This is a genomic window from Pseudobutyrivibrio sp. 49 (assembly GCF_900100545.1).
Classification (GTDB): domain Bacteria; phylum Bacillota; class Clostridia; order Lachnospirales; family Lachnospiraceae; genus Pseudobutyrivibrio.
In genome coordinates this window covers 1-25,946 of sequence record NZ_FNDP01000005.1, presented here as the reverse complement: position 1 = coordinate 25,946, position 25,946 = coordinate 1, and the positions used below count along the sequence as shown (strand labels likewise).

Sequence of the window (25,946 nt, the reverse complement as noted above, 5' to 3'; positions counted from 1 at the left end):
GATGAAAAGAGAAAGAAAAGAAAACACCATAAGCTTTATCATTGGAGTGGTGATATTCGTTATTCTTATGTTTCCTCTATATTGGATGATTGTTACAGCACTTAAAACGCAGGTGGAAATCTTCCAGGTTCCTACTCCACTGTGGCCTAAAAACCTTACACTAGAAGCTTTCCAAAGCCAGTTTTCTGAATCATCAGCAACAATGAAGGGCTTTAAGAATAGCTTTCTTATAGCGTTTTCTTCAATGGTAATATCAACAGTATTATCTATTCCAGCAGCATACGGTCTTGCAAGATTCAGATTTAATGCCAAAAAGCTGCTGATACTGTTTTTTTTAATGATGCAAATGTTGCCATCTACACTTATTTTGACACCACTTTACATTATGTTTTCAAAAGTGGGATTATTAAATAATTACTTAGCGCCAATCCTTGCAGATGCGACTTTGGGAATTCCCTTCTCAATCATCATTCTTCGTACTTATTTCCTTTCTATACCAAAGGAGCTAGACGAGGCAGCGGCAATAGATGGCTGCAATCCGGTAACATCATTTTTTAAAATAATGTTGCCGATTGCAAAGCCAGGTGTGATTGTAGCAGCGGTGTTCTCATTTGTTTATGCATGGGGCGATTTGATTTATGGAATCACATTTATGACAGATCCAAATATGAGACCAATCACATCAAATATTTATAATTATGTTCAGCAATATCAGACACTTTGGAATGCGACTATGGCATTTGGACTTGTAGCAATCTTCCCAATTGTGTTGATATTCATATTTATGCAGAAATACATTGTTAGTGGACTTACAAACGGAGCAGTAAAGGCATAGGGGGAATAAATGAAATATAATGCAAATTCATCAATTCCAATCAGCGACATAAAAATCACTGATGAGTTTTGGAATAAGTACAGAGATTTAGTAGGAAAAGTAATCATTCCATATCAGTGGGATGTTTTAAATGACAGGTTAGAGGATGTTGAAACCAGTCATTGCATTGAAAATTTTAAGATAGCGGCAGGTTTATCAAATGGGAAATTTGAGGGAGCAGTTTTCCAAGATACGGACCTTGCAAAATGGTTAGAGGCTGTTGGATTTTATCTGGCAGCCTATGGCTGTGATGAAAAGCTGGAAGCTATGGCAGACGAAGCTATAGATTTAATCGAAAAGGCGCAGCAGCCTGATGGATATTTAGATACATTCTTTATCATCAATGCGCCAGATAAAAAATGGAAGAATCTATGTGAAGGCCATGAATTATATACTGCAGGACATTTTATGGAAGCCGCAGTTGCTTATTATGAAGCTACAGGCAAAAGAAAAATTATAGACGTAGTATGCCGCTTGGCGGACTTGCTATGTGATGTTTTTGGTAAGGAAGAAGGTAAATGCCACGGATACCCTGGACACCCAGAAGTAGAAGTAGGCCTTGTAAAACTTTACAGAGTGACGGGGGAGAAAAAATATCTGGATTTGGCAAAGCACTTTATTGATATAAGAGGTGTAGGAGATAACTATTTTCTTGAAGAAGAAAAGCAGGAAGATTATGAGAGAATCTTTCCAGAATTCATAAATTATGATCCTAGCTACAGTCAGTCCCATCTTCCAGTAAGACAGCAAAAAACTGCAGAGGGACATGCTGTTAGAGCAGCTTATTTGTATAGTGCTATGGCAGATGTAGCTGTAGAAACAGATGATAAGGAACTGTTAGATGCCTGCAAGGTGCTTTGGGATGATATAGTTCACAGAAGAATGTATGTCACAGGAAGCATAGGCTCATCAGGTTGGTTGGAAAGATTTACAACCGATTATGATCTGCCAAATGATTGTAATTATTCTGAGAGCTGCGCATCCATCGGACTGGCTATGTTTGGAAAAAGAATGGGTGAAATCACAGGGGAAGCTACATATTTTGATGAGGTAGAAAGAGCATTATATAACACAGTATTGTCGGGAATTGCTATGGATGGAAAAGGCTTTTTCTATGTAAATCCTTTGGAAGTTTGGCCAGCTGCATGTATGGACCACACTTCAAGACTTCATGTAAAGAGCAAGAGACAGAAATGGTTTGGCGTGGCCTGCTGCCCACCTAATATAGCTAGAACACTTGCATCTTTGGGACAGTATATAGCATATAAATCAAAGAATAAGCTTTATTTGAATATGTATGTTTCATCTAAGATAAAGGCAGAGGTTTCAGGCAAGGAAGTCAGACTTGATATTAAAAGCGAAATACCTTGGAATGGCAAAGTATCAGTTCATGTAGAATCAGATGAACAAATGAAAGGAACGCTTGCACTAAGGATTCCATATTATGCAAAGAATCCAAAAATCAGCGTTAGCGGAGCAGGGCTTGATATGAAACAGGATAAAGGCTACATCAACATAACCTTGTCTAGTACAAGTATGGATGTAAGCTTTGAGTTTGATATGCCTGCAAGATTTGTACATTCAAATCCAAAGGTTAGAGCAGATGTAGGCAAGCTTGCAATCATGAAAGGACCATTAGTGTATGCCTTAGAACAGGTAGATAATGGGGATAATCTAGCCAACATTTTTGTGTCCGGTAAAACAAAGCTGCAGGAAGAATTTGACAATAACATCTTAGGGGGAACAACTAGAATAACATTCAACGCGCAAAGGATAAAAGAAGAAGGATGGGATTCTGGTAAATTATATGGTGAAGTGGAAAGTGATTTTGAGGAGGTGAAATTAACAGCCATCCCTTATTGTTATTGGGGAAACAGACAGAAGAATGAAGAGATGTTAGTTTGGATGAAGGAGAAGTTTTAATGTAGTAGAAAGGAGAATTAAGGGGGACAAATGTCAAACACGAGAATGAAGAAAAAGGTTCTGTCACTTGCACTGGCTACGATTACAGCATTTACAACTTTGCCAGGGAGTATGGGTACAATCGATGTGCTGGCTAAGGAAGATAAGGCAACAAGTCAAACAAAGGCGACAGAGGAAGCAGATGGAAGCTACACATTATCCAATGATTATTTCTCTGTAAACATAGGTAAATACGGCCAGATTAGGAAGCTGTATATTGTGGGAGATAAATATCCTACAAACTATGTGATGAACGAAGAAAATGCTCCTGCTCAGGGGGCTAGCAGCACCCACCAATGGATGGGTGAGCTGATGCTTGCAACTAAAATTGGTGATGGTGAATATAAAGAAGGATACACAAGCCAGTCCGACTCTGATAGAACCATCACTCTTAAGGATAACAAGGTAATAGTTACATATAGCGGAAAGGCAACTGAAGCTAAAGGAATAAACGGTTATCAGGTAGAGGAAACCTATACTCTTGTTAATGACAGGATAAAGTGGGATATCGAAATAGAAAACAAGAGCGATGAAGTTCTTACAGTAGGAGATTTAGGACTTCCTATTACATTTAACGAATACTGGTCTGGTGGAGATGAAATCTACGAAACAAGAGTAGTAGACCACAGTTTTGTGGGAAAGAATTCTTCATACATATATGCTACACGCCCTAGTGGACAGGGACAGTACGTATTACTTACTCCAGATGACGCAACGGATGCCAGTTTTGAATATCAGGATCACTGGAGAGTAGAGGAAAGAGCAGCTAACGAAAAATCATGGTGTCAGGACCAGGATGGATGGGCCAGTGGCCTGAATGTTTTCTATATTCATTCAGATGTTATAAAGAAAACTAATCGTGGTTACCTTGATAACACATCATTAAAGTTAAAGAAAGGCGAGTCAAAGAAGTATTCTTTTGATTTTAGTCCAGTTGATAATGAAGAGGATATGAAGTCTACCCTTTATGAAGAGGGAATTATAGATGCAGTAGCTGTTCCAGGTATGACCTTTGCCAAGAATATGCCAGCCAAAATGTATCTTCATACAAAATATGCTGCTAAGGATTTGAAGGTAAATATCAAATGTCCTCATGAGTTGAATCTATTTGATGATAATAAGAATAGTGTCAGCAACAATCTTCCATGTGAAAAAAGCGAAGCTGGCACTTATGCAAAGTACGAATCTACAAAGCTAATCGATGGAGAACAGTATCATATATACGATATTGCCTTTGATGATTTAGGTCAGAATGATGTAGTGGTTTACTATGACAATGGAACAAAGGAAACTGAGCTGCAGTTCTATATCATGGATGATGTAAGCGAGGCTTTGAACACTCACTCTCAGTTTATGATAGACAAAACCCAGTGGGATGCCGAAGGAGAGCTTTATGATAAGGTATTTGACGATTGGATGATGGACACCAAATCAAAGCGCGGTGTTTTCAATGGCTATTGGGGTTGGGGCGATGATTGGGGATTGACCCACGGTGAATATATCGCAGAAAAGAATGTTTACATCCCAGTAGAAAAGGAAATAACTGCAATTGATGAATACCTGGATACTGCTATATGGCATGGACTTATGCAGGAGCATCAGGAGGATTACCTTATCCACGATTTCCAAATGAAGGAACCCAATGATACTCCTACATACCGTGGCTATGCATATCCTCACATCTACAACACCTACTATTCAATGTACAAGATTGCCAGCAAATATCCTGACATTGTAGAGTACATTGAAGATAAAGATACCTATCTACTTAGAGCATACAACATAATGAAGGCTCTTTATACAGACGGGGTGTATTACAACTGGTCAACAGGTGTAATGGGAGAGCTTACTACCCCTGACATTATTGTTTCATTAAAAGCAGAAGGATATACCGATGAGGCTGCTGAGATTGAAGATATTATGGCAAGAAAATATAAGAATTTCTCTAGCACAAAATATCCATACGGCTCAGAGTATTCATACGATAATACAGGTGAGGAAGCTGTTTATACGCTGGCAAAGCTTAATCTGGGAACAGATGAGGCAAATGCCCTTAGCATGATGCAGAAAATTGATTTGAAGACTAGAGCATGTAGAGGTCTTCAGCCTGTATGGTATCACTACGCTAATCCTACCACTATCTGTGGCGAAAGCTGGTGGAACTTCCAGTATACAGCAGCACTTGCAGGATATTGCATGGATGATTATTTGCGACTTGAAAATAATGGATTAAATTCTATTGAATCGGCTGAAGCAGAAAGAGCTAATTATGCTGCAAAGCTTGCAAATCTTACATGCATCAATTCAGGTCAGATAGATGCCGACCCAGAGAATATAGGAACAGTTGCCTGGACTTATCAAAGTGAAATGGGAAATCTAGGCGGACAGGGAACTGGCGGTGGAAAGATTCACAACGGCTGGAGACAGATGGCTGGCGAGGCAGATTTGGGTCTCTTTGGAGCACTTCAGATTTTATCTGCAGATGTTGCTACAGATCCAGTGTTTGGTTTATTTGGATACGGCTGTAATGTGGTTGATAATGGAGATAGTTATTCTATAAAGCCACTTGACGGATTGAACACCAGATTAAACCTAATCGATGATGGTTGTTATGTAGAGCTTGATAGGGATAGATACGTAAATGCGATAATTGCCAAAGATTGCAGTGATGTAAAGCTTACTGTAACAAATCTTGAAAAAACAGCGCATAATACAAGCATTGATTTAACAGGACTTGCAGATGGCAGCTACACAATCCTGGTTGATGGTAAAGCTCATGGAACATTTAAGGCAGCAAAGAACGAGACAGTGACAGTGTCAGTTCCTCTTGGAAAGAAAGATACATCAGAGGTTGAATTTAAGATTGGAGCAGCTGCAAAGAATACAGCTCCTATTGTAGATGCAGGCAATGATATTGAAACATATCTTCCAGAAGTAGATGGCATAGATGAGGCTACAATAGTCATTGACTTCAATCTTTCTGCAAATCAGGAGAATGGAACAAGACTTATCGAATTTGGCGATTTAGATGAAAACTACTTGTATGTGAGCTTCAAAGGAAATAATCAGTTAAGCATCGCTGCTACTGACATGAAGTCAAAGAAGCTAAAAACAGTGGATACCGTATATGCGATAGCACCAGAATATGATAAGAAATTAGTATTAACAAATGATAATGGAAATATTGCTGCTTACCTTGATGGAGATAAGATTGCTACATTAGATTCAGGTTTTGTATTTTCAGATTTAGGAGATGCTCAAAGAAACTATCTGGGACGCTCTCACGAGGAATCTATTAGCTTCCTAAATGGAAAAATCAAAGGCTTTAGTATGTATTCAAAAGCATTTGATGAAGAAGAGGTTTCAAAGCTTTTTGGAGATTTGAAGGATAGAGAAATTGTATCTATAAAGGATGCAGCAGTTGTAACTAAGATAAACGAAGCACCTAAACTTCCGAAAGAAGTTAGCGCCCTGTATTCAGATGGCGTATATAGAAATGTGGAAGTGAAATGGGATGAAGTATCTGCAGAATCTTATGGTGCTAAGGGCGTGTTTACTGTAGAAGGTTCAGTAGATAAATCTACAGTTAAGGCCAAAGCTAATGTTGTTGTAGTTGATGGAAAAGAGGTAAATCTTGCAGCGTATGCAACACCTAGTGCTATCGTAAACACTCCACAGGATTTAGGAGGTGTAGCTGGTTTAAATGATGGTTATGACCCATCGGCATCAAACGATACTTCACATGGTGTATGGCACAACTGGTTAGGAGGCGCTCAGGGCGCACCAGCATGGGTAACATACACATGGGATGATGAGGTTATCATCACAGGTCAGGACGCATATTACTTCAAGGATAATGGTGGTAATTTCTCACCAGCAGCTGTAAAGCTGGAGTATCTTGAGGGTGATGAGTGGAAGGAATGCGATATAGTAGAAGGTCTTGGAACAGAACTTGATAAATACAACACTACAACAATCAAACCTATTCAAACAACAGCACTTAGAATGACTCTTAATCCTAAGACATTAGGCTGTGGTGTAATTGAGTGGAAAGTATACGGATTTAAGGAAGGCGCTGTTGATAAGTCTGGATTAAATAGTGCTATTTCAAGAGCTGAAAAGATTGATCCATTCTTTGTTAAATCAGGATATGCTGATATGAAGTCTATTTTGGCAGAGGCTAAGGAATTGGTTGCAAAGATGGGTGTGTCTCAAAAAGAATTAGATGAGATGGCCGACAGACTTAATAGTGCAGTTAATTCCCTGGATATGGATACTAATCTGGCTTTAGATGCTTCAGTTTCAACAAGCTATGTTTCTAGCTGGGAAACATTAGGTGCAGTAAATGATGGCGTTTCATCATCTGCATCAATGGAAAAACCAGCTACTGGTGCTTATGGCTCATGGGGCAACACATCAGAATACGAGACCATTACATACACCTGGGATAAAAAGATAGGCATTAGCAAATCAGCTATTTACTTCTGGAAGGATAATGATTCTGAGGAAGTAGTGGGAATTCAATTCCCTAAGAATTATACCATTAGTTACAAGGACGGTGATGATTGGAAAGAAGTAAAGGATGCATCAGGCTATGGACTTGAAGCTGATAAATATAATGTTACATCCTTCAAACCTGTTATGACTGATGGATTGAGGATTCAGTTAAATAAGAAGGAAGCTAATAACTCTGGTGTAGGTGTAATTGAATGGGCTGTCCTAGGTGGTGAGCCAGTGGAAGAAGAGCTTGAAGAGCTAGAAAAGGAAGATGTGGAAGAATTGCTAGAAAAGGATGTGGAGTCAGAAGAAAAGAAAGAAGAGAAAGACTCTGATATCGAAGAAGCTAGTAAAGTACCTGCCGAAGAAGCTACTGAAAAAGATGCTGAAACAACAGAGGAAAACACAGATGAAGTTGAATCTGTCAAAGCAGAGGATTCTAAGCTGAAAGTTACAACAGATGAAGTAGTGCCAGAGGAAAAGCTGACAGAATTAGAAGTAGCTACAGGAACAAACTTACTTTTAGGAGCTGTTGCAACTACAAGACTAAGAGCATCTGCTATTGATGATGGATATCCTAATTCTTCATTAGAATACAAGTGGACAGTAAAGAGCAAGCCAAACAATGCAGCAGTAGCTATAGACAAGGATAATCAGGCAATCACTGATGTAAGCTTTAATCAAGCTGGTAACTATGTACTTACACTTACAGTCTCAGATGGAGAGCTTTCAGCATCTGATGATATTAAGATTAAAGTATCAAACTCTGATAAGCTTCCTGAAAAGCTATGTGAGTACGATTTTGCAGAAAAGTCATTAGACAAGAAAGCTAGATTAGTAAAGGATATCAATGATACTGGATATGATTCAAGCTATAGCTACAATCCAAATCCTGTATTCGCAATAGAGGATGGAGTAAGCTTTATTGACATGGCAGGAGGCTTCTGCGGATATGTTAAGCTTACAGACGGATTAACAAAGGGCAAGGTAAAAGAAGACAAAACAAAGGAGCCTATCATTAATCCTGTCAATCCTTTCAAGCCATCGCAAGGTGGAAGCACAGGTACCACAGCAGTTAGTCATGTAGTAAACAAAGTTGCAAGCCCAGCAAAGGATATCACAGTGATTGATACTCCTAAGGTGCCTGCTGCTGGAAACGATAAAGTTGCTAAAACAACTGATAAGGTAAAGGCAGCTAATAGCTCTAAGCAAAAGCCCGAAGCTGAAAGCAGTGCAGATGAGAAATTAGAAAATAGTAAAGATTCTACATTGGAAGATTCGGCTGAGAGCACATTAGAAGAGAATAATGAGCAATCAGAAGAAATCATATCTGATGAAGAAACACCTACTACAGGCGAGAAAAAAGATAGTAATGCAATTCTGATATTAATACTCGTTGCACTGGCACTAATTCTTGTAAGTGGCGGATATGTAGTTTTTACAAAAGCATTGAAAAAGGGCAATAAGTAATATAGAAAGACCTATTTGGTGATAAATGCCAAATAGGTCTTTTTCAGATTGCAGGTTCACTATATCTAATATCTCAAATAAGTAATGAATCAAAAGCCTAAAGAAAAATAATTAACATTACTTAGGTTGACATGCCTAACTGGAAAACTTAAAATTAAAGGAGTTTTTTAAGTAGAAGAAAACGAGGAGATGAAGATTATGTATATGAAAGATTATGAGCGTTGGCTTGCCGCAGACCTTGAGGACTGTGATCTTAAGCCTGAGCTTGCAAAAATCAAAGGAAATGAAGAAGAAATCAAAGACAGATTCGCTGTAGCACTTGCTTTTGGTACAGCAGGTCTTCGTGGCGTCCTTGGGGCAGGTACAAACAGAATGAACATTTATGTTGTTCGTCAGGCTACACAGGGACTTGCTAACTGGGTTAAGACTCAGGGTGGCAATCAGACAGTAGCAATCAGCTATGACAGCCGTCTTAAGAGCGATGTTTTCGCTAAGACAGCAGCAGGTGTTCTTGCAGCTAATGGTATTAATGTTCGTATTTACGATGCACTTATGCCAGTTCCAGCTCTTTCATTTGCTACAAGATATTATAAATGTAATGCAGGTATCATGGTGACAGCTTCACACAACCCTGCAAAATACAATGGTTATAAGGCATACGGTCCAGATGGCTGCCAGATGACAGATGATGCAGCTGCTATCGTTTATGCTGAGATTCAGAAGACAGATGTCCTTACAGGCGCAAAGGTTATGTCATTTGCAGAGGGCGTTGAGAAGGGACTTATCAAGTTCGTTGGTGATGATTGCAAGGATGCATTCTATGCAGCAATCGAGGAGAGACAGGTTCGTCCAGGTCTTTGCAAGACAGCTGGTCTTAAGCTTGTTTACAGCCCACTTAACGGTTCAGGTTTAGTTCCTGTTACACGTGTTCTTAACGATATCGGTATCACAGATATCACTATCGTTCCAGAGCAGGAGTATCCAAACGGCTACTTCACAACATGTAGCTATCCAAACCCTGAAATCTTTGACGCTCTTAAGCTTGGTCTTGAGCTTGCAAAGGCAGAGGGTGCAGATCTTATGCTTGCTACAGATCCTGACGCAGACCGTGTTGGTATCGCTATGAAGTGTCCAGATGGAAGCTATGAGCTTGTTTCTGGTAACGAGGTTGGTGTTCTTCTTCTTGATTACATCGCAGCAGGTCGTATCGAGAAGGGCACAATGCCAAAGAACCCAGTTGCAGTTAAGTCAATCGTTTCTACACCACTTGCTGATGCAGTTGCAGAGCACTATGGCGTAGAGCTTCGTTCAGTTCTTACAGGTTTCAAGTGGATTGGTGATCAGATTGCCGGTCTTGAGGCTGATGGAGAAGTTGATAGATTTATCTTCGGATTCGAAGAGTCATACGGATACCTTGCAGGTCCTTACGTTCGTGATAAGGATGCTGTTATTGGTTCTATGCTTATCTGCGAGATGGCAGCTTACTACCGCAGCATCGGAAGCTCACTTAAGCAGCGTCTTGAGGAGATTTATGCTGAGTACGGCCGTTACCTCAACAAGGTAGACTCATTCGAGTTCCCAGGCCTTTCAGGTATGGATACAATGGCTGGTATCATGAGCTCACTTCGTGAGAACCCACCAGCTGATTTTGCAGGTATCGCAGTTTCTAAGGTTACAGATTACAAGAACACAGCTGAGACAGGACTTCCTTCAGCAAACGTTCTTATCTATGGCCTTGAGAATGGAAGTACAGTAGTTGTTCGCCCTTCTGGTACAGAGCCAAAGATCAAAGCTTACTTCACTACAAAGGGTAAGGATCTTGCTGAGGCAGAGGCTATGAAGGACAAGCTTGCTGACGCTTTAAAGCCTATATTCAAATAAAAAAATGACCACCCAGTTACGGCAACAAGCCTACTGGGTGGTTTTTTTGTATCAGCAATTGCACGTAAGGGAGAAAGTTATGAACGAATTAGATGAGCGCTACACCACCTCTGAAGAGGCAATAATAGATTCTTTCTTTATACTTAGCAGTGAAAAGGAATTTGAAAAAATCACTGTTTCTGATGTGGTGAAAAAATCAGGTGTTGTTCGAAGCACATTTTATAATCATTATGAGAATGTTCCGGCACTTTTATCGGCGGCTGAGGACAAGACAATTGAAGATATTTTTCAGCTGATGGAGAGCTTTCACCCAAAGGATGACCACCAGCTTTGCCATTCTTATTTTCTTGCAATCTGTAACTACACAAAGGAAAACAAATTCCTGGCTAGTGTTCTTCACAGCCCAAGAGGTGACCGCTTTTTGGAAAAAGCCATGATGATGTTTCACAAGTATGTAGCTAATGTAAGTCAGAGTGAAACAGTGCGCACTGGCAACCAACAGCACTTTTCTTATATGATAGCTGCCACAATCGGCTCAACTTTGGGTGTGCTACACAAATGGACAGCGGAAGCCTGTGAGACTCCCGCTGAAGAAATAGCTGATATTCTGACCACAGTTTTCCTAAACGGCGTTTTGCCCTTCATGGAGAATTGATGGATCATTTCTTTTAATTTTACCAGTAGTGTTTCTAATGAATGGCTCAGTCCTGACTACCAGATTAGTGATATGTCGGTAGCTTGGCTGGCCATTATTATATTTATCAATATAATCCTGAAGCTCTTTGTTGATATCTATTTGATTCAGACACTGTCGTTGTGCATAATCCTCATCTGGATAGATGTTTGCTGTAAGACCAGTGTTGTTTCCAGTTACAATAACTTCTGCGATAAGCGGACTCAGAGCCAGCTTATTTTCAATTTCCTCAGGAGATATGTTTTCTCCATTGGACATGATGATTAGATTCTTTACACGACCGTTGATAAAAAGATAGCCATCCTTATCAAGGTAGCCTTTATCGCCAGTGTGAAGCCAGCCATCTTCAAGAGTAGCAGCAGTTTCTTCAGGCATTTTGTAATAGCCCTTCATGACACTTGTGCCTTTTACAAGAATTTCCCCATCCACAAATTTTATTTCAACATTAGGAAGGGGCTTTCCAATTGAGCCGGGCTTATGATTATCGACAGTGTTAGTAGTGATTACAGGGGAACACTCGGACATACCGTAGCCTTCGTAAATGTCTATACCATATCTCTTAAACTCATCAATGTAAAACGGATCCAGATGAGCTCCGCCAGTAAAAATTATTTTGAGATTTCCACCAAATACTGTTTCATAAATCATTTCTGGAGAAAGGTCTTCAATGGCTGAAAGTCTTTTGTAGATAGATTCAATCATAAGGGGAACCATGAGGATTACCTTTGGTTTGAAAATACTTATATTTCTAACCATGTGCATGAAGGAGTCATTGATACAAACGATAGCCCCCAACGAAAAGCCCTTTAGCCAGTCCATAACAAGGCAGTAGGCGTGATGGATTGGAAGAACACTCATCATTACACAGCCAGGAGCCTCTTCATAATCCACGTTTTTTACATTGTCGAAAAGATTTCGCTGGGTGAGCATAACCCCTTTGCTTTTTCCTGTAGTACCTGATGTGAAGATGATGGTGGCTATAGAATCAGGTTTTGCTCCATTTACATCAGGCTTCCCTTTGCCAAGGTCAATAAGCTCAGAGAGAACACCGATTTTAGCATTTGGAATATTCTGCTCATAGGAATCCTGAAGGAGCCAAATCTGACTAATCTTAGGGCATGACTGCAGGATAGGTTCAGCAAGGGAGATAAGCTTGGGGCTAAGGAAAAGAACCTGACAGTCAGCCCGATTAATCAGATCAATCAAGTCTTCCTGTGGGAGTAAGGCGTCTAAAGGAACAGCTATATTAGTACCAGTGACAATACCAAGATAGCTGGCAATCCACTGGAGGCTGCTTTCGCCAATAATAGCGATGTGGGCTTCTGAAAATCCTGTTGCGGCAAGGCCTGCGCGGATATTTCTAATTCGCTCATCGAGCTTACCATAAGTAGTGCCACAGACAGCTTTTTTATCAAGCCATCTTACAGCAGTCAGCTCCTGAAATTTGGAAGCAGTATTGTCCCAGAGAGTTCTAAGATTTTCCATTATGAAACCTCCATTAAGTTAGAGAATGCTTTTCCGGTCTTATCAAAAAATCTATACCAAATCCATTTAAGTAGCTTCATTAGCCCACCTCCTGTAACTCCTGAATCATGGAAAGTGCTTCATCAATTGTACGAATCTGTATGATTTTATCCTGCTCCAACTCTACATCGAACTCATCTTCCAGTTCCCCTAAAAAGGACATGAAATCAAGGGAAGAGAAATCCAGGTCTTCTCGGAATCTTTTCTCACCCGTCAGCTCAGAAGGGGAGAGTTTGCTATACTGTGCTACCAAATTTAAAAATTTTGATTTAATATTCATATTTTTCCTCCTTTACACTGCTGCCATAATTTCACCTACTGTGAGATTTGGTTGCTCAACACCTCTGAATATGATTCTCATAAGATAGTAGTTGAATAATTCCACGTGTTTCTCATTTAAGTCCGCTGTCTGATAGTGATATGAGAAATTCATTCCACCATCCTCGGTATGTGAAACGGTAAGATACATCTTCTTTGTGGCAGCCCCATTGGCGAACCACTTTGAATGCATTGGAATGTCTTTCAGATATGGATTATCCATTTTTGCAGTCAGTGGCTGATATGTAAGGTAACAGCTTTCATAGGTAGTGTTATCTGGGGTGTGATAGCGCTTCTTTATCTCGTCGTATATCAGCTGTGGGTCATAGTTGGAATGAAGATATATCTGGTTTTGCATATCCTGTATTTCCTGAGCTGCCGAAAGAAAATCTGTGTTAGGACTGATTTTTGTTCGGCAAGGAAACATGATGGTTCGGCTTCCACCAGAGGTCCATTCATCTTGTGTGGAACGTCTGGAAATAAAGTTTTGGATGGATATATCGGTCTGTCCGTTATTTACTTTTGATAGATAAGTACGCATTCCCAAAAGCAAAAGATTTGTCATGGAAATCTGATGATTCTGGCAGAACTCGTAAAGGGTTCTGGCTGAAGCGGGCTCCAGCTTATAGTCTTCAACAGCTACAAATAAATCCTTTAGCTCTATGTCGGCAGAGCGAAGATTAGGGTTATTATGCTTTCTGCGAGACTTGTCTAAGGTTAGAGGTCCCTGAATATCGGAATAAATTGGTTCGCCAAGCTTATCTAAAATATCATCCCAAAAGCTTTTATCTCTTTGGAAGCGCTTTTCGTTTTTGGTTTTTGATAAATCCTTTATAAGAACATCTTCAAAATTTGCTAATTCTTCTGGCATCTCTGAACCGAATTTGAAATGAGTGTAGAGTGCCATGATATCGTTGGTCATAACCACTACTCCACAGGAATCGATAAGTCTGTGATCCATATGCAGGAAGAATCCACGATAGCCCTCTGGTAGCTTTACCATAAAGATCTCAAACATAGGAATGTCGGCTCCGTCGATGGTGTTGTAAGCCCAGGCTTGCATGACATCATCTGCTTCTTCCATAGTCATATTTGAAAGATCCCTAAGTGGAATCTCATAGTCATCTGAGGAAGCAATATATTGTTTGATATTTCCGTTGGAATCAGGTCTTGTGAATTGGACTCGCATACAGCTATATCGCTTGATTTCCATACGAATGCATTTTTCTAAGAGATTAAAATCAAGGTCGGCCTGCAGCGAAGCAACAATACTTAGCCCTGAGACCTGCTGTGTACCGTATTTACGAATCCACTGATAGTGCATGTTTTGTGCAGCAGTTAATGGATATTTTTTCATAAGCTCCCCTCCATTAAATTCTTTTCACTGTAAAATAGCACAGCAGCCTCTATTGTTCTATATGTGAAGGACTTTAATGGACATTTATCGAAAAAGTGACCAAAAGATATTGAACAGAATCTGAGAAAGTGTATGATTAAAATATAATGTTATGGGAAATTAGTATTGAGGGAGGATATATAGATGAATGAGAAGGTGCAAAAGCTAAAGGATAGCATGGAGCAGCGTATTGTTGGAAAAGGAGAAGTAATCGACAAGCTGATTGCCGCTTTTCTGGCGGAAGGTCATGTGCTATTAGAGGATGTTCCAGGTGTGGGAAAAACCTCACTTGCCAAAGCGCTAGCAGATTCGGTGTCACTTTCTTTTGCACGAATTCAATGTACTCCAGATACCATGCCATCGGATATTACCGGTGTTTCTATTTTCAATTCTAAGGACCAAAGTTTTCAGGTTATGCCAGGTCCTGTTGTCAGTAATATAGTTCTTGTTGATGAGCTCAATCGAACATCCCCAAAAACACAATCTGCCTTACTTCAGGTAATGGAGGAGCAGCAGGTCACAATAGATGGAAAGGATATTCCTGTGCCAGCACCATTTATGGTAATCGGTACCCAGAATCCTGTGGAGATGGCAGGAACTTATCCACTTCCAGAAGCACAGCTTGATCGTTTTATGATAAAGCTATCTGTGGGTTATCCAAATCAGGATGCCTCAGAGGATATGGTAAAGAGATTCTTGGAGGGACAGCTCCATCAGGATACAACTCCGGTTTTGACAGGTGAGGACATTAATGAAATGCGTCGCCAGGTTAATGCTGTCACCATAAAAGAGAATCTTAGAACCTATGCTGTGGAGATTGTAGAGGCCACAAGAAATAATCCAGAAATTGCCTGTGGTGCTTCGCCAAGAGCTCTTCTTTCAATGCTTCGCTGTGCACAGGCTTTGGCATTCATGGCTGACAGAGACTACTGCATTCCAGAGGATATTGCAGAGGCTGCCACACTTACACTTACTCACAGAATAATACTTACAAGCGAGGCAAGGCTTAGCCGAACAACTAAAGAGTATCTGGTAAGGAAGATTCTTGAGCAGGTGAGATGCAACGACGCAACTAATTAACAAGGTAGTAAATATTTTTGTGGATAAATGAAGGTTAAGATTCATAAAAGGGGGATAATTTCATATCTTATTGGGCTGGTACTGAGCATCATTTTTGCCAGCTATTATGGAGGGCCGGTTTCTTTTGCATGGCTCTATGGAATGCTGCTTATTATTCCAGTTTCGATTCTTTACACCATATTAAATTACAAATTCTTAAATATTTTTCAGGAGATAGAGGTATATAAGGTCACCAAGGGTGAGGAGCATAGATATCGTGTGCTTTTCGAAAATGCAGGAATTTTCCCAGTTCATCGAATGGGGATGTTTACCTTGGATGACAGATGTAGCCTTTATGAGATAAAAAATGGTCAGGAGATTTCCCTGGATAATCATGAGAAGAAGGAACTGTTGTCTGGTATAACCTGTAAATATGCTGGGGCTTACAATATCGGTATAGACAGAATTTCTCTGACAGATCCATTTTATATGTATACGGTGGAGCTTGATGTTCAGTATAACTTCAGGGCGATTGTAAGACCACAGATAACAGATGTGGCAGCAAAGGTACTTGATATCGAAAACTTAATCAATAATACTGGACTGAAAAGTAACAGGCTTTATGAGGATACTCCTGGAAGTGATATGAGACCTTATTATAAAGGCGATAGTCTAAATGCTATCAACTGGAAGGTGTCAGCTAAACAGGGAGAATTGATGGTTAGAACTCCAGATAAAATGGAGAAGAGGACTGTTACGATTCTTATGGAAGCTTCCAATCCACCTGAGAGCAGGGAAGATTTGGAGTATCTAAAGAAGAGGGATATATTCCTGGAATTCGTCGTATCGGCGGCATGGCATTTCGGTGAGCAGGGAGTTCCGGTCCGATTGATTTATCCATCAGGTGATGTTAAGGAATCTACAGTAGATTCCCGTGAAAGCTTTATGGATTTTTACAGTATAGTAGCAGATGGTATTTTCTATGGCTCTTCAAAATCCTTTAAAGAGATTCAAAGGTTAGTAGAAGAGCGGAGGTCAAAAGTCAATGAAGGCGATACTTGGATTATCATCAGAGAAGATCCTGATGAAGGAGAGAGTAGCTGCATTATTTGCGGTTGAGAAAAAACTTCATCTGTTTGTATTTGCATTAATCACCATTTGTTTGGAGATTTTTTTGCTGGTAAAAGGGGATAGCTACGACTTTAACAGGGGTAGTTTTGTTTTGACGTTCATTTTGTTCTTTTTCTTATATGCAGTATTGGAGTTTATTCTCCATGGTATTGTGGAAAACAAGGCGATTCCATTATTTTCGCTGATTCCAGCGGTTCTTATGTTTTTCCTTTTAAAGGTCAATGAAAAATGGAGTGATATAGCCATTGCTGTGCTTTTAGCAGTGGTGGTAAGAATAATTTTTGATTACCTGCCTTTCAGAGATAAAGTGATTTTATTTGGCACCTTTGTGCTTGATGGCGCAGCCTTATATTTACGTATGTACTGGACAGCCTTTTGGGGCGACAAGCTTTTGGATAAGCTATTGTTTGTGGCGCTTGTGGTACTTACCTTATCGTCTATACAGCATATTATATGGGGAAGAAAGGAAGGGGAATTTCCATTTCACTTCTTTCTGTTGCTGGGGTGTTTTTTGATATTTATTCCAATGAATAGAGATCCTATCGACTGGTCAAGACTGGAAAGTGTATTTGGAAATGCGGCAGATGCTACGGCTTATTATTTGTGCTCGGTGATTGGAGACAGTGAATATACAGTAGGCTACGGGTCTTTCAATGCCACTGGTAGTAGAATTTCTAATTCAGATAAATTGCAGCTAGTTCTGGAATCTGTGGAACGTCCATATTTCGTATATACGGATGCTGAGACCGGCAAAAAGATGAAGATGAGACGAGTTCTTTATCTTGCTGGTGGAAAAGGCGTTGATGGAAAGGCGTTGGTAGAATGGCTTCAGTTCCTTAAGGATAATGACATAGATAAAGAAGAGGCTGAAATGTTCTCCCAGATTTCTAAGCTGGATGTGGAATATGTATACCTTGATACAGCTGATGAAATTGCGCCAGCAGGAGCACTGGTGTTAACAAATCAGGATGGCTTTATTGAGAAGGGTAGAAGTGACGATAGGCACAGAAAAGGCTATAAGATTAAGGCAAAGTATCTGGATATTGATTACGGAAGTCCACTTTTAGTGGAGCTATTTCAGAATCCAAAAGGTTCTCTCATTGACAGAGAGCCTATGACATATCAGGAGGCCAGCGAATATTATCTTTCACTTTATAATCAGGATTTGAAAGACGTGATGAATGCTAGTGAATATGAGGAGTATGTAAAACAGACAGACATGTACCAGATTTACGGTGATACAGAGGGTGTCAGTGACAGAATGGAAAAGCTTGCTTCAGACATTACTGCTAAAGCGGATAATGATTATCTCAGAGCAAAGCTTATTGAGATATATCTTCGCCAGTATACCTATAACACCAAGGCTGTTGGAGGACATAATCCAGATTCTGATATGAGTACCTCAAAAGGAATGGCAGATATTGCTGACAGGTTCCTCTTTGAGACAGAGTCGGGATATTGTGTGCACTACACCTCATCGATGGTAATGATGCTTAGGTCGATTGGTATACCTGCAAGGGCTGTAATCGGGTACAGATACAGTTTCCCATTTGAAATTCAGGAAAACTATGTGGTAGAAGCAAACTGTGCTCATGTGTGGCCTGAAGCATATATTGAGAATGTAGGCTGGATTCCTTTTGAACCAACCAGCGCCTACTCAACAGCAGGAATGTACAGTTGGCACAGAAATGAAACCATAGATCCAGAAACTGAGAATGAAATCCAGCTGGAAGTGCAGGATTTGCCAGATGTTCCTGAGGGAGCAGAGCAGCAGGAAACATACAAGAATGAAGGGCTTCAGTTAATCAAGATTATTGGAATAGTAATTCTAAGCATTGTGCTTTTGATACTGGTTATCTGGGCTGGAGCAATACTGGCAAGACGAATCATTTACAAGCTGGCTTCGCCGGAAAAGAAAATCAGGATTGATGTGGAAATGACGAAGGCAAGACTTATTAAGGAGTCCGATAAAGAGTTTAAGGATAGAGGGCTTCTGTCAGATTATCTGAAGCTTGCGCCAGAGGAAGAGCAGGAAGAGATAAAACAACTTTTTGACTCGTATTATAAAGTGGTATATGGAAACGATTAATGAAAGGAGGCAAAACAGCCTCCTTTTTTGTCGTTTGTAACAAGAAACTGTTGTATGCCACATCAGTGTTGAATGCTATATACATGCATGGTAAAAATATATCGTGGATTCTGAATTATTTATATTTTTCCTCCAGCTTCATGTCTGGGCTGGGGGAAACAACCCGAAAGTGAGGATACGATGAGTACATTTAATAGATATTTACTACATTTTGGAATGATAGGAACAGCAGGCTTTGTCGTTTTTGTCACATTGATTCTTGTTGATGGCGGAAGTCTTTTCAATCCTTTTATGTTAATAACTACATCCTTAAGTATAGCTTGCTTCGTATTGTTCATGACTTTATTCTTCTATGTGTGGGCAAAGCCAGTTTCTGTCACTGTTAAGGTTGAGGAAAAGCAGGAATTTGTAAAAGCAGTAAAGAGAATAGCAAGAATCAAATGGGGCAGAAAAACAGTTATCGAGTCAGATGATAGTGTAAGCTTTAGATATGGAAACAAGTATAAGGACTGGCTTGTTACACCAGCAGAGCTAAATTTCAATGAGGATAAATGTGTTGTAAATATTCCATCCTACTACGAAGAGGATATTCTAAAATTAAAGTTTAAGCACAAACGTATTGATAAGATTACAAATAAATAATAAGATGGTAATACAGTTCGTAAATACGATATTAATCGGAGGTTTTTACTAATGTTCACAATTGCCATTTGTGATGACAGCAAAGAAATCCAACAGGAGCTTTCTGGAATCATAGAAAAAGCTTTTCTAAAAGAGACGGAAGAGTACGATAAGCTTTTATTTTCAAATGGTGAGGAGCTGTTAAACTGGCTGGATGCTAATGAGAGAACAATTGATTTACTCTTTTTAGACATAGAAATGCCAGGAAAGAATGGTGTTGAAATAAAGTCAATTTTAGAGAAAAATGATAGAGTTGCTAGAGTTATTTTTGCTACAAGTCATTACGAGAATATGCAGGATGCATTCGGCGCCAAGGTTATTGGCTTTATGCTTAAGCCTTTGCAGCCAGACGAGGTTTTACGACGACTTGAAAATGCCTATAGAGATTATAAAGATGATGTTGTAGTTGAAATTAGCAAAGAGGTTTTTGTAAAAAAATCTGGAATCAGTTATATTAAGTCAGAAGGTAATTATTGTGATTTTTATGGTACCAATGGCAAGACCATAAAGGCAATAAGAAATCCTTTGTCGTATTACAAGGAACTTTTTGGTGATTCCTTCATACAGATTCATAAATCATATATCGTAAATGCGTATGATATAAAAAAGTGTGAGAGAAACCGTGTGGCACTTTCTGGTGGGGTTGCACTTAATATTGGGAGAAGCTATGTGGATTCTTTTAGAAAAGAATATCGTGAACTAGCAATGAAAAATGCTCATGATAAATTATAAAGGGAGGAGGTAAGGCGATATGTATTATGGATTACAGGGACTTGATTTTAGTTTCATTAAGTGGATATTTGGATAATTGAATAGTGCAGAGAAGCCACAGTTTGTGGCTTCTTTTTTTCACATTATTTGCTAATATACAAAATAGAATGTTGATTTGAGGTTTAATTATGATGGCTGCCGAGATAATATATAGATTCATATATACATTTGAAGATTATGTATCTGTTTTTTTGGTTTATCTTGTAATAATGGGAGCAAAGCCAAGAATCGACAGATCGAGAACCTTGTTTGGAATATTGGCGATTATTACTGCTGAGAATCTGTTGGCAATTCCTTTTGATAAAAGTCTTCAGAGTTTGATTTTTCTAGTGGTTTCTGTCTCAAATGTATTCTTTTTAAAGGGTGGAGCAAAAAAGTGGATTCCGTTATTTCTACCAACATACACAATTACCTCGGTTATTCAGACGGTTTTCCTAGTAATATATAGTCATTTTCTAGGATGGCAGGAAAATTATATGGCCTATACAGCAGCTGTTTTTCCAGTGGCAGTTGTATTAGTAATTTGCTATCAGTCTAATATGTCTAGAGGAAAGCAGGACGAAGTCAGCTACAATATATGGCAGCTATTTTTCATGAATTTCAGCTGTATATTTTTGTGGTTTATACTCAATGTAGTTCAGGAGTATTTTAAATATGGCTCGAGTCAGGTGATAGAGCGCGCCAGTGCGCTAGGAAACGTGCTATTGGTTACCTGTATTCTTTTCTGTTTGTTTGTCTTATATCTTGGCCTATTAGAGAGAAAAGCGAAAGAAACTCAGCGTGCTGCTTCAGAGAGAAAGTTTTTACTGGAGGTGCAGCAGGAGCAGATTGATACCATAATTAAAAGTGAAGAGAGACTTCATGCTTTTAAGCATGATTTGGTAGCGCACCTAAATGCATTATCTGCTCTTGCAGCAGAGGGGAATATAGAGAAGGTTTCCGAATACTGTGACAATCTTCTTAAGGATACACAGTCCTTTAGAAGGGTATCTTATACAGGTAATCCAGCTATTGACGGTGTCTTGGGACAGATGAAAGCCTTAGCGGATGAAAGGGGAACAGACCTTGAAATTCAGATGGTGGTGCCAAAGGAGAAGAATATTGGGGATTATGATTTATGTATTTTGATTTCCAATATCTTAAAGAATGCTATCGAAGCTAATGCCAACGGAGGAAAGATATCCATTCAAAGCTGGCCTTTTAATGACAATCTTTGCATCATTTCCAGCAACACCTCAGATCACCCGTTGGAATATGAAAATGGAAAACTGATATCCAGCAAACGAGCTAATAAGGTTCATGGATATGGTATGAGAAATATACAGGCTGTTGTTGATAAATATGATGGAGATTTCCAGATCAGAAGTGAAGATGATTTAATAATTGTAGAGGCAATGGTATAAAAATGGAGGCGAGTCAATCTGATTCGCCTCCTTGTCTTTTATTTACCTGAAATTGTAACTCCATCCACGCAGATATAAGGTAGTACCCAATCTCCGTTTGCAAGAACTTCCTTTGAAATTGAAACAATGTTTTCAAGAATCTTTATGGCGTTGAAGCTGACCATTGTCTCGGAAACAGCATTCTTAATCTCACCATTTTCGACATAGAAGGCGTTCTTTGCCACGCCTGCTAATTCTCCGTTAGTTCTAGGCTCACCGCAGGAAATAGATCCCACTATAAGCCCCTTCGTAACATTTTTAATCATATCATCAAGGCTTGTGTCACCAGGCTCTACAACGTAACAGAGGTCAGTGTTTCCTGCTCGGTCTACCTTTGCCTTGTTAGCCCCGAAAAGAGTTGTGGCAAAGGAATTAAGTATACCATTTTCTATGATGGTATAATCCTCACTTCTGAAGCCATCATTAGTGTGATACTCGTGGTTTATGATTCGCTCATCCCAAGGCTTAATTGAAGCAGTGAAGGAGTCAACAGCCACCTTCTGACCAATTTTATTGCGCCAGAGACTAGAATTATCAATAATTACATCATCTGATAAAGCAATTTCCATGTAGGTATACATAAGAGCTCTAAAGCACTCTGGTGTGAAAATAAGCTGACCTTCAAATTTGCCTTCTATTGGAACTGGGTTGACTGACTGTTCAGCTTCAGCAAGATCCTTACGAATTCTTCCAAGTTCAATAAATGGAGTATCAAGATTCTCTATTGTCATGGCTGAGAAACTGATTCCACTGGTGTTTGTTCCGTCATTTCCAGCAAACTCTAAGAACATAGAATAATGACCCTCGTGAACTATATCTTCAGTTCCATTAGTGTTTCTGTAAAGTGAATCTTTACGCACGTGCTCGATGATAATCATGCTGACAAGCACGTTAGGATACTCTTTTGCAATTGTTTCCTGAAGCTCAACGGCACGAGTCATAAGCTTATCAACATCAGGCTCAAGTGGGCCTCTTGTAAATTCTTTGCCCTCAATTTTTGGAGCAATGTCAAAGCATTCATCGGCACCAGCTGAAGCTGTAGATGCTATAACACCTTCTAATGTCTCTTTTAATACAGGTTCCTCGAAAGAATTAATCTTTGTTAATCCAGGCTTGTGGTCGGCAATAACATGAATGCCAACTTCTTTATCGAAGAGAGTACGAAGCAGTGTAAAATCTCCATTTTCAGAAGTTACTTCAGTAGTTACTATTTCGGACACCTCGAACTGTGCTTTGATATCTTTTTTCTCTTCAAGCAGGCCGGTAAGATAATCAGCAGCCTGTTGTATTTTAGTCATGTCACTCATCCTATCGTCCTCCTATATTGATTTTACATTTAACAGCTGGTCCACCCATGGAAACGGCCATTGGCTGCTTCTTACCACATGTTCCTGAAGAATGCCAGGTTACTTCATCAGAAAGCATATCTACTGTTTTAAGAAGATCAAAAGCAATTCCGGAAACAGTAGTATCAAGGATAGCACGACCGAGCTTTCCGTGCTTGATTTCATAGCCGCAGGTAATACCAAACATGAACTCGCCAGTAAGATCTGCCTGACCATTACCAGTGTTCAGTAAGTAATAGCCATCGTCGATGGAAGCAATCATATCCTCCAGCTTATCCTTACCTGGAAGGACAGTGGTGTTTCTCATTCTAACCAAAGGCTCATCAGAGAAGCAGTAGCCTCGTGCATTACCCTGAGGCATCACTCCAAAGTGAAGAGCTGATTCTCTATTGTGCATAAATCCAGTAAGAACACCGTTCTTTACAAGTACAGCATCCTCCGCAGGAATACCCTCATCATCAACATAGACTGGAAGAGGAGCCTGTCCATCCTGATACGTATATGCGTAGTCAACAATGCTTACTATATCAGATGCGATCTTCTTACCAAGATTTGGACCAGCAACAGAACCACCTAAAACCAAATCAGCCTCAACAGTATGACCAATAGCCTCATGAGCAATCATACCAGCAACGCTTGGGTCAAGAATTACAGTTTTTTCTCCTGCCTCTGCGTAGACACCTTCTGCCTTATCGCAGAGTCTTTTATACATCTCATCAATTGTTTTATAGGTTTTATCGAGGGACTTAAAATTGTCATCGATGTTACCAAAACCATTTACAGAATCAAAAATCTCTACCGTACTTCCATCTTTAGCCTCCATTTTTAATACAACCATGATGCGTACACGTGGATAGGCAACATGACCGTCACAGGCATCGGAAGTGTAGATGAATTTCTCCATGGTATCTTCCCTGTAATTAACTGCTCTTGCAGAGGTTTTTGGACAGTTTTTAACGATGTAAGCATCTACTTCCTTACATAATTCGATAATTTTTTCCTGTTCAAAATCTACGATGAAACGCTTTGAATTGATTACCTGAGGTTTAACAGAAGGAAGTACACCTTTATCATTTTTGGCATACTTTCTAAGATAATTTGCGTTTTCTGTGGCAGTCTTAATAACCTGCTCGGCTGCAGCTTCACTGTATTCTGCCATGGATGCAAAGCCTTTTACACCGTTTTTATAAACTAAGGCACATACACCGCTGTCTTCAGAACGCTTATTGGTGGTAAGAATACCCTGATTAATGATAACCGATCTAAGTCGATTTTCCTGACCTCTGAGAACAGATGAAGCACCTGTCTCAAATAAAGATTTCTTTCCGCATAAGATATCTTCTAACATTATACCCCTCCCTTATTTTCGTATTTAAAACTAGTATTTAGTTGATTATAGCTAATGTAGGAGTGGCGCTCAATAGAAAATAGACAGGTATTAGATATTGTGCATGTTGACTGTAAGGATGCAGATGGCTAAACTGTTTAAGGATAAATAATTTGAAGTAAAGAAGGTTTTATGACATGAGTTATAGTGAATATGTGGCACACTATTTTCAGTTGCCACAATGTATAATTTTTGCACTGCTAACAGGCGTGTTACTTTGCATAGTCTATTTGATTTTTTATTTATATGCCAAAGGCACAAAGAAGAACGATGATTATTTCGAGCAGGAGTTTTTCTCCCTATCCGAAAGATACTATGAGCTGATTTTTTCGGGTGGAAGTATCATAGGCTTCATGGCAGTATACTTTTTGATAAATCTTTTCTTGAAATCTGGTCCCTTTAAAGAGATTTGGGATTCCTATAAGGACTATCTGTTATTGATATTTATGATTATATCCATCCTGCTAAATTCATTCTTGGATCATGTCCTTGTTAGATTAAAGCATTTGGACAGGGAGGCCATGGCATCTATCAGACTGACAGGAATGGCATATATGATTTTGATTTTATGCTATCTTAAGTTCATCTATGAGAGTGCTAACTACGATACACTTATCGCATATTTCCTCACTCTTATGATAGGACGTTTCGTATACTTTGATGCCAGCTTCAAGGATTTCCTGAATTGCATTAAGAACGCAGCTGCCAACATACCTATTATGATTATGGCTCTTGTTAATCTTGCGATTCTCTGTGCATATGGATATTCTACAGGATACCTGCTGAAGCATAACGGAGTAATTACAAATATATTCTTTGTACATTTGTATGTCATCGTGATGATTTTTATTCTTCACTTCATACCAGTCAGACTTGTGGCCAAGAAGAAGGTGAAGAAGCTGGAAGGTGCTAAGAAAACCTCCAGACCACCAAGAGAGAGAAGAGAGCCAAGGCCTCGCAGACGTCAGCAGCCAGAGATTGAAGATGTGGAAGAGGAAATAGATATAGAGATAATTGATTTGTAAAGTAGATGGATTCTAGTCGGTTGGCTAGAATCCTTTTTTTAAAAATTTGCTCAAATGAAAAACTAACTTCTGGCAAAGAACATCAAAAACGCCTCAGTTGAGTTTTTTACAATTATTTACAATCAAAACTACATTTGACGACTCTGTAAAACGTGATAAAATCGTTTTACAGAGTCTGTTTGTTTGCATGGCAAACAGACGACTGGAAATAATTGAGCAAAAGTAAATTCCACCCGTCATTAAGTAAAAATGATGATTGAGTGGTTACCTGTCTGCTCTAAAATATTATTTTTCTAAGAGTTCCGGTTTTAATAGGATGTCGTCTGGCGAGACTTCATATTGTCCTGTTAGAATCGGAATTCTTTTGTCGATAAGTAGCTTTGAAAGTGCAAATGGAGT

The 25,946-nt window shown here is 39.4% G+C and carries 17 protein-coding genes; 12 read left to right on the top strand and 5 right to left on the bottom strand.

Annotated elements, in window-relative coordinates; all coding sequences use genetic code 11:
- Position 1 precedes the first annotated feature (1 nt).
- The 5 genes from BLP54_RS06235 to BLP54_RS06215 all read left to right on the top strand — a co-directional run bounded on the left by BLP54_RS06235 (position 2) and on the right by BLP54_RS06215 (position 11,339).
- Positions 2-835: a carbohydrate ABC transporter permease gene (locus BLP54_RS06235; protein ID WP_028247639.1), complete on the top strand. Its 834-nt coding sequence runs from the start codon at positions 2-4 to the stop codon at positions 833-835.
- Between the two features lie 9 nt (positions 836-844).
- Positions 845-2,797: a glycoside hydrolase family 127 protein gene (locus BLP54_RS06230; RefSeq protein WP_090167854.1), complete on the top strand. Its 1,953-nt coding sequence runs from the start codon at positions 845-847 to the stop codon at positions 2,795-2,797.
- Between the two features lie 30 nt (positions 2,798-2,827).
- Positions 2,828-8,803 carry a DUF5695 domain-containing protein gene (locus tag BLP54_RS06225; protein WP_090167852.1) on the top strand — a complete coding sequence of 1,992 codons (5,976 nt, stop codon included), beginning with the start codon at positions 2,828-2,830 and terminating at the stop codon, positions 8,801-8,803.
- Positions 8,804-9,001: 198 nt separating this feature from the next.
- Positions 9,002-10,684 (top strand): phospho-sugar mutase, encoded by a 1,683-nt coding sequence (locus BLP54_RS06220; protein ID WP_028247641.1) that lies wholly within the window; start codon positions 9,002-9,004, stop codon positions 10,682-10,684.
- A 79-nt stretch (positions 10,685-10,763) separates the two neighbouring features.
- Positions 10,764-11,339, top strand: coding sequence for a TetR/AcrR family transcriptional regulator (locus tag BLP54_RS06215; protein ID WP_242870377.1), 576 nt, complete (start codon positions 10,764-10,766; stop codon positions 11,337-11,339).
- Here BLP54_RS06215 and BLP54_RS06210 read toward each other — a convergent pair.
- The 3 genes from BLP54_RS06210 to BLP54_RS06200 form a co-directional block, all read right to left on the bottom strand.
- Positions 11,307-12,863 carry an AMP-dependent synthetase/ligase gene (locus BLP54_RS06210; RefSeq protein WP_090167850.1) on the bottom strand — a complete coding sequence of 519 codons (1,557 nt, stop codon included), beginning with the start codon at positions 12,861-12,863 and terminating at the stop codon, positions 11,307-11,309. The two genes, BLP54_RS06215 and BLP54_RS06210, sit on opposite strands and share 33 nt — an antisense overlap.
- A gap of 79 nt (positions 12,864-12,942) precedes the next feature.
- Positions 12,943-13,182 carry an acyl carrier protein gene (locus BLP54_RS06205; RefSeq protein WP_090160646.1) on the bottom strand — a complete coding sequence of 80 codons (240 nt, stop codon included), beginning with the start codon at positions 13,180-13,182 and terminating at the stop codon, positions 12,943-12,945.
- A 12-nt stretch (positions 13,183-13,194) separates the two neighbouring features.
- Entirely contained in the window at positions 13,195-14,577 is a 1,383-nt protein-coding gene (locus BLP54_RS06200) for a condensation domain-containing protein (RefSeq protein WP_090167848.1), read from the bottom strand.
- 183 nt (positions 14,578-14,760) lie between these two features.
- Between BLP54_RS06200 and BLP54_RS06195 the strand changes: the two genes are divergently transcribed.
- The 6 genes from BLP54_RS06195 (at position 14,761) to BLP54_RS06170 (ending at position 21,750) form a co-directional block, all read left to right on the top strand.
- Positions 14,761-15,696, top strand: coding sequence for an AAA family ATPase (locus BLP54_RS06195; protein ID WP_090167845.1), 936 nt, complete (start codon positions 14,761-14,763; stop codon positions 15,694-15,696).
- A 27-nt stretch (positions 15,697-15,723) separates the two neighbouring features.
- Positions 15,724-16,794: a DUF58 domain-containing protein gene (locus tag BLP54_RS06190; RefSeq protein WP_242870643.1), complete on the top strand. Its 1,071-nt coding sequence runs from the start codon at positions 15,724-15,726 to the stop codon at positions 16,792-16,794.
- Positions 16,721-18,895, top strand: a complete 2,175-nt coding sequence (locus tag BLP54_RS06185) for a transglutaminase-like domain-containing protein (protein WP_090167842.1) — start codon at positions 16,721-16,723, stop codon at positions 18,893-18,895. Before BLP54_RS06190 ends, BLP54_RS06185 begins: the two co-directional genes overlap by 74 nt.
- A gap of 180 nt (positions 18,896-19,075) precedes the next feature.
- On the top strand, positions 19,076-19,537 hold the full coding sequence (locus BLP54_RS06180) for a hypothetical protein (RefSeq protein ID WP_090167841.1): 462 nt from the start codon (positions 19,076-19,078) through the stop codon (positions 19,535-19,537).
- A 51-nt stretch (positions 19,538-19,588) separates the two neighbouring features.
- Positions 19,589-20,308 (top strand): LytR/AlgR family response regulator transcription factor, encoded by a 720-nt coding sequence (locus tag BLP54_RS06175; protein WP_090167839.1) that lies wholly within the window; start codon positions 19,589-19,591, stop codon positions 20,306-20,308.
- A 167-nt stretch (positions 20,309-20,475) separates the two neighbouring features.
- Positions 20,476-21,750 carry a sensor histidine kinase gene (locus tag BLP54_RS06170; RefSeq protein WP_090167837.1) on the top strand — a complete coding sequence of 425 codons (1,275 nt, stop codon included), beginning with the start codon at positions 20,476-20,478 and terminating at the stop codon, positions 21,748-21,750.
- A gap of 38 nt (positions 21,751-21,788) precedes the next feature.
- Here the strand turns inward: BLP54_RS06170 and BLP54_RS06165 are convergent, their stop codons facing one another.
- Both BLP54_RS06165 and BLP54_RS06160 read right to left on the bottom strand, forming a co-directional pair.
- Positions 21,789-23,096 carry a metallopeptidase TldD-related protein gene (locus BLP54_RS06165; protein WP_090167835.1) on the bottom strand — a complete coding sequence of 436 codons (1,308 nt, stop codon included), beginning with the start codon at positions 23,094-23,096 and terminating at the stop codon, positions 21,789-21,791.
- A 1-nt stretch (position 23,097) separates the two neighbouring features.
- Complete coding sequence (locus BLP54_RS06160) at positions 23,098-24,483, bottom strand: TldD/PmbA family protein (RefSeq protein WP_090167833.1); 1,386 nt, start codon at positions 24,481-24,483, stop codon at positions 23,098-23,100.
- A gap of 176 nt (positions 24,484-24,659) precedes the next feature.
- On the opposite strand from BLP54_RS06160, the gene BLP54_RS06155 reads away from it, so the two are divergent.
- Complete coding sequence (locus BLP54_RS06155) at positions 24,660-25,547, top strand: hypothetical protein (RefSeq protein WP_090167831.1); 888 nt, start codon at positions 24,660-24,662, stop codon at positions 25,545-25,547.
- Positions 25,548-25,946 lie beyond the last annotated feature (399 nt).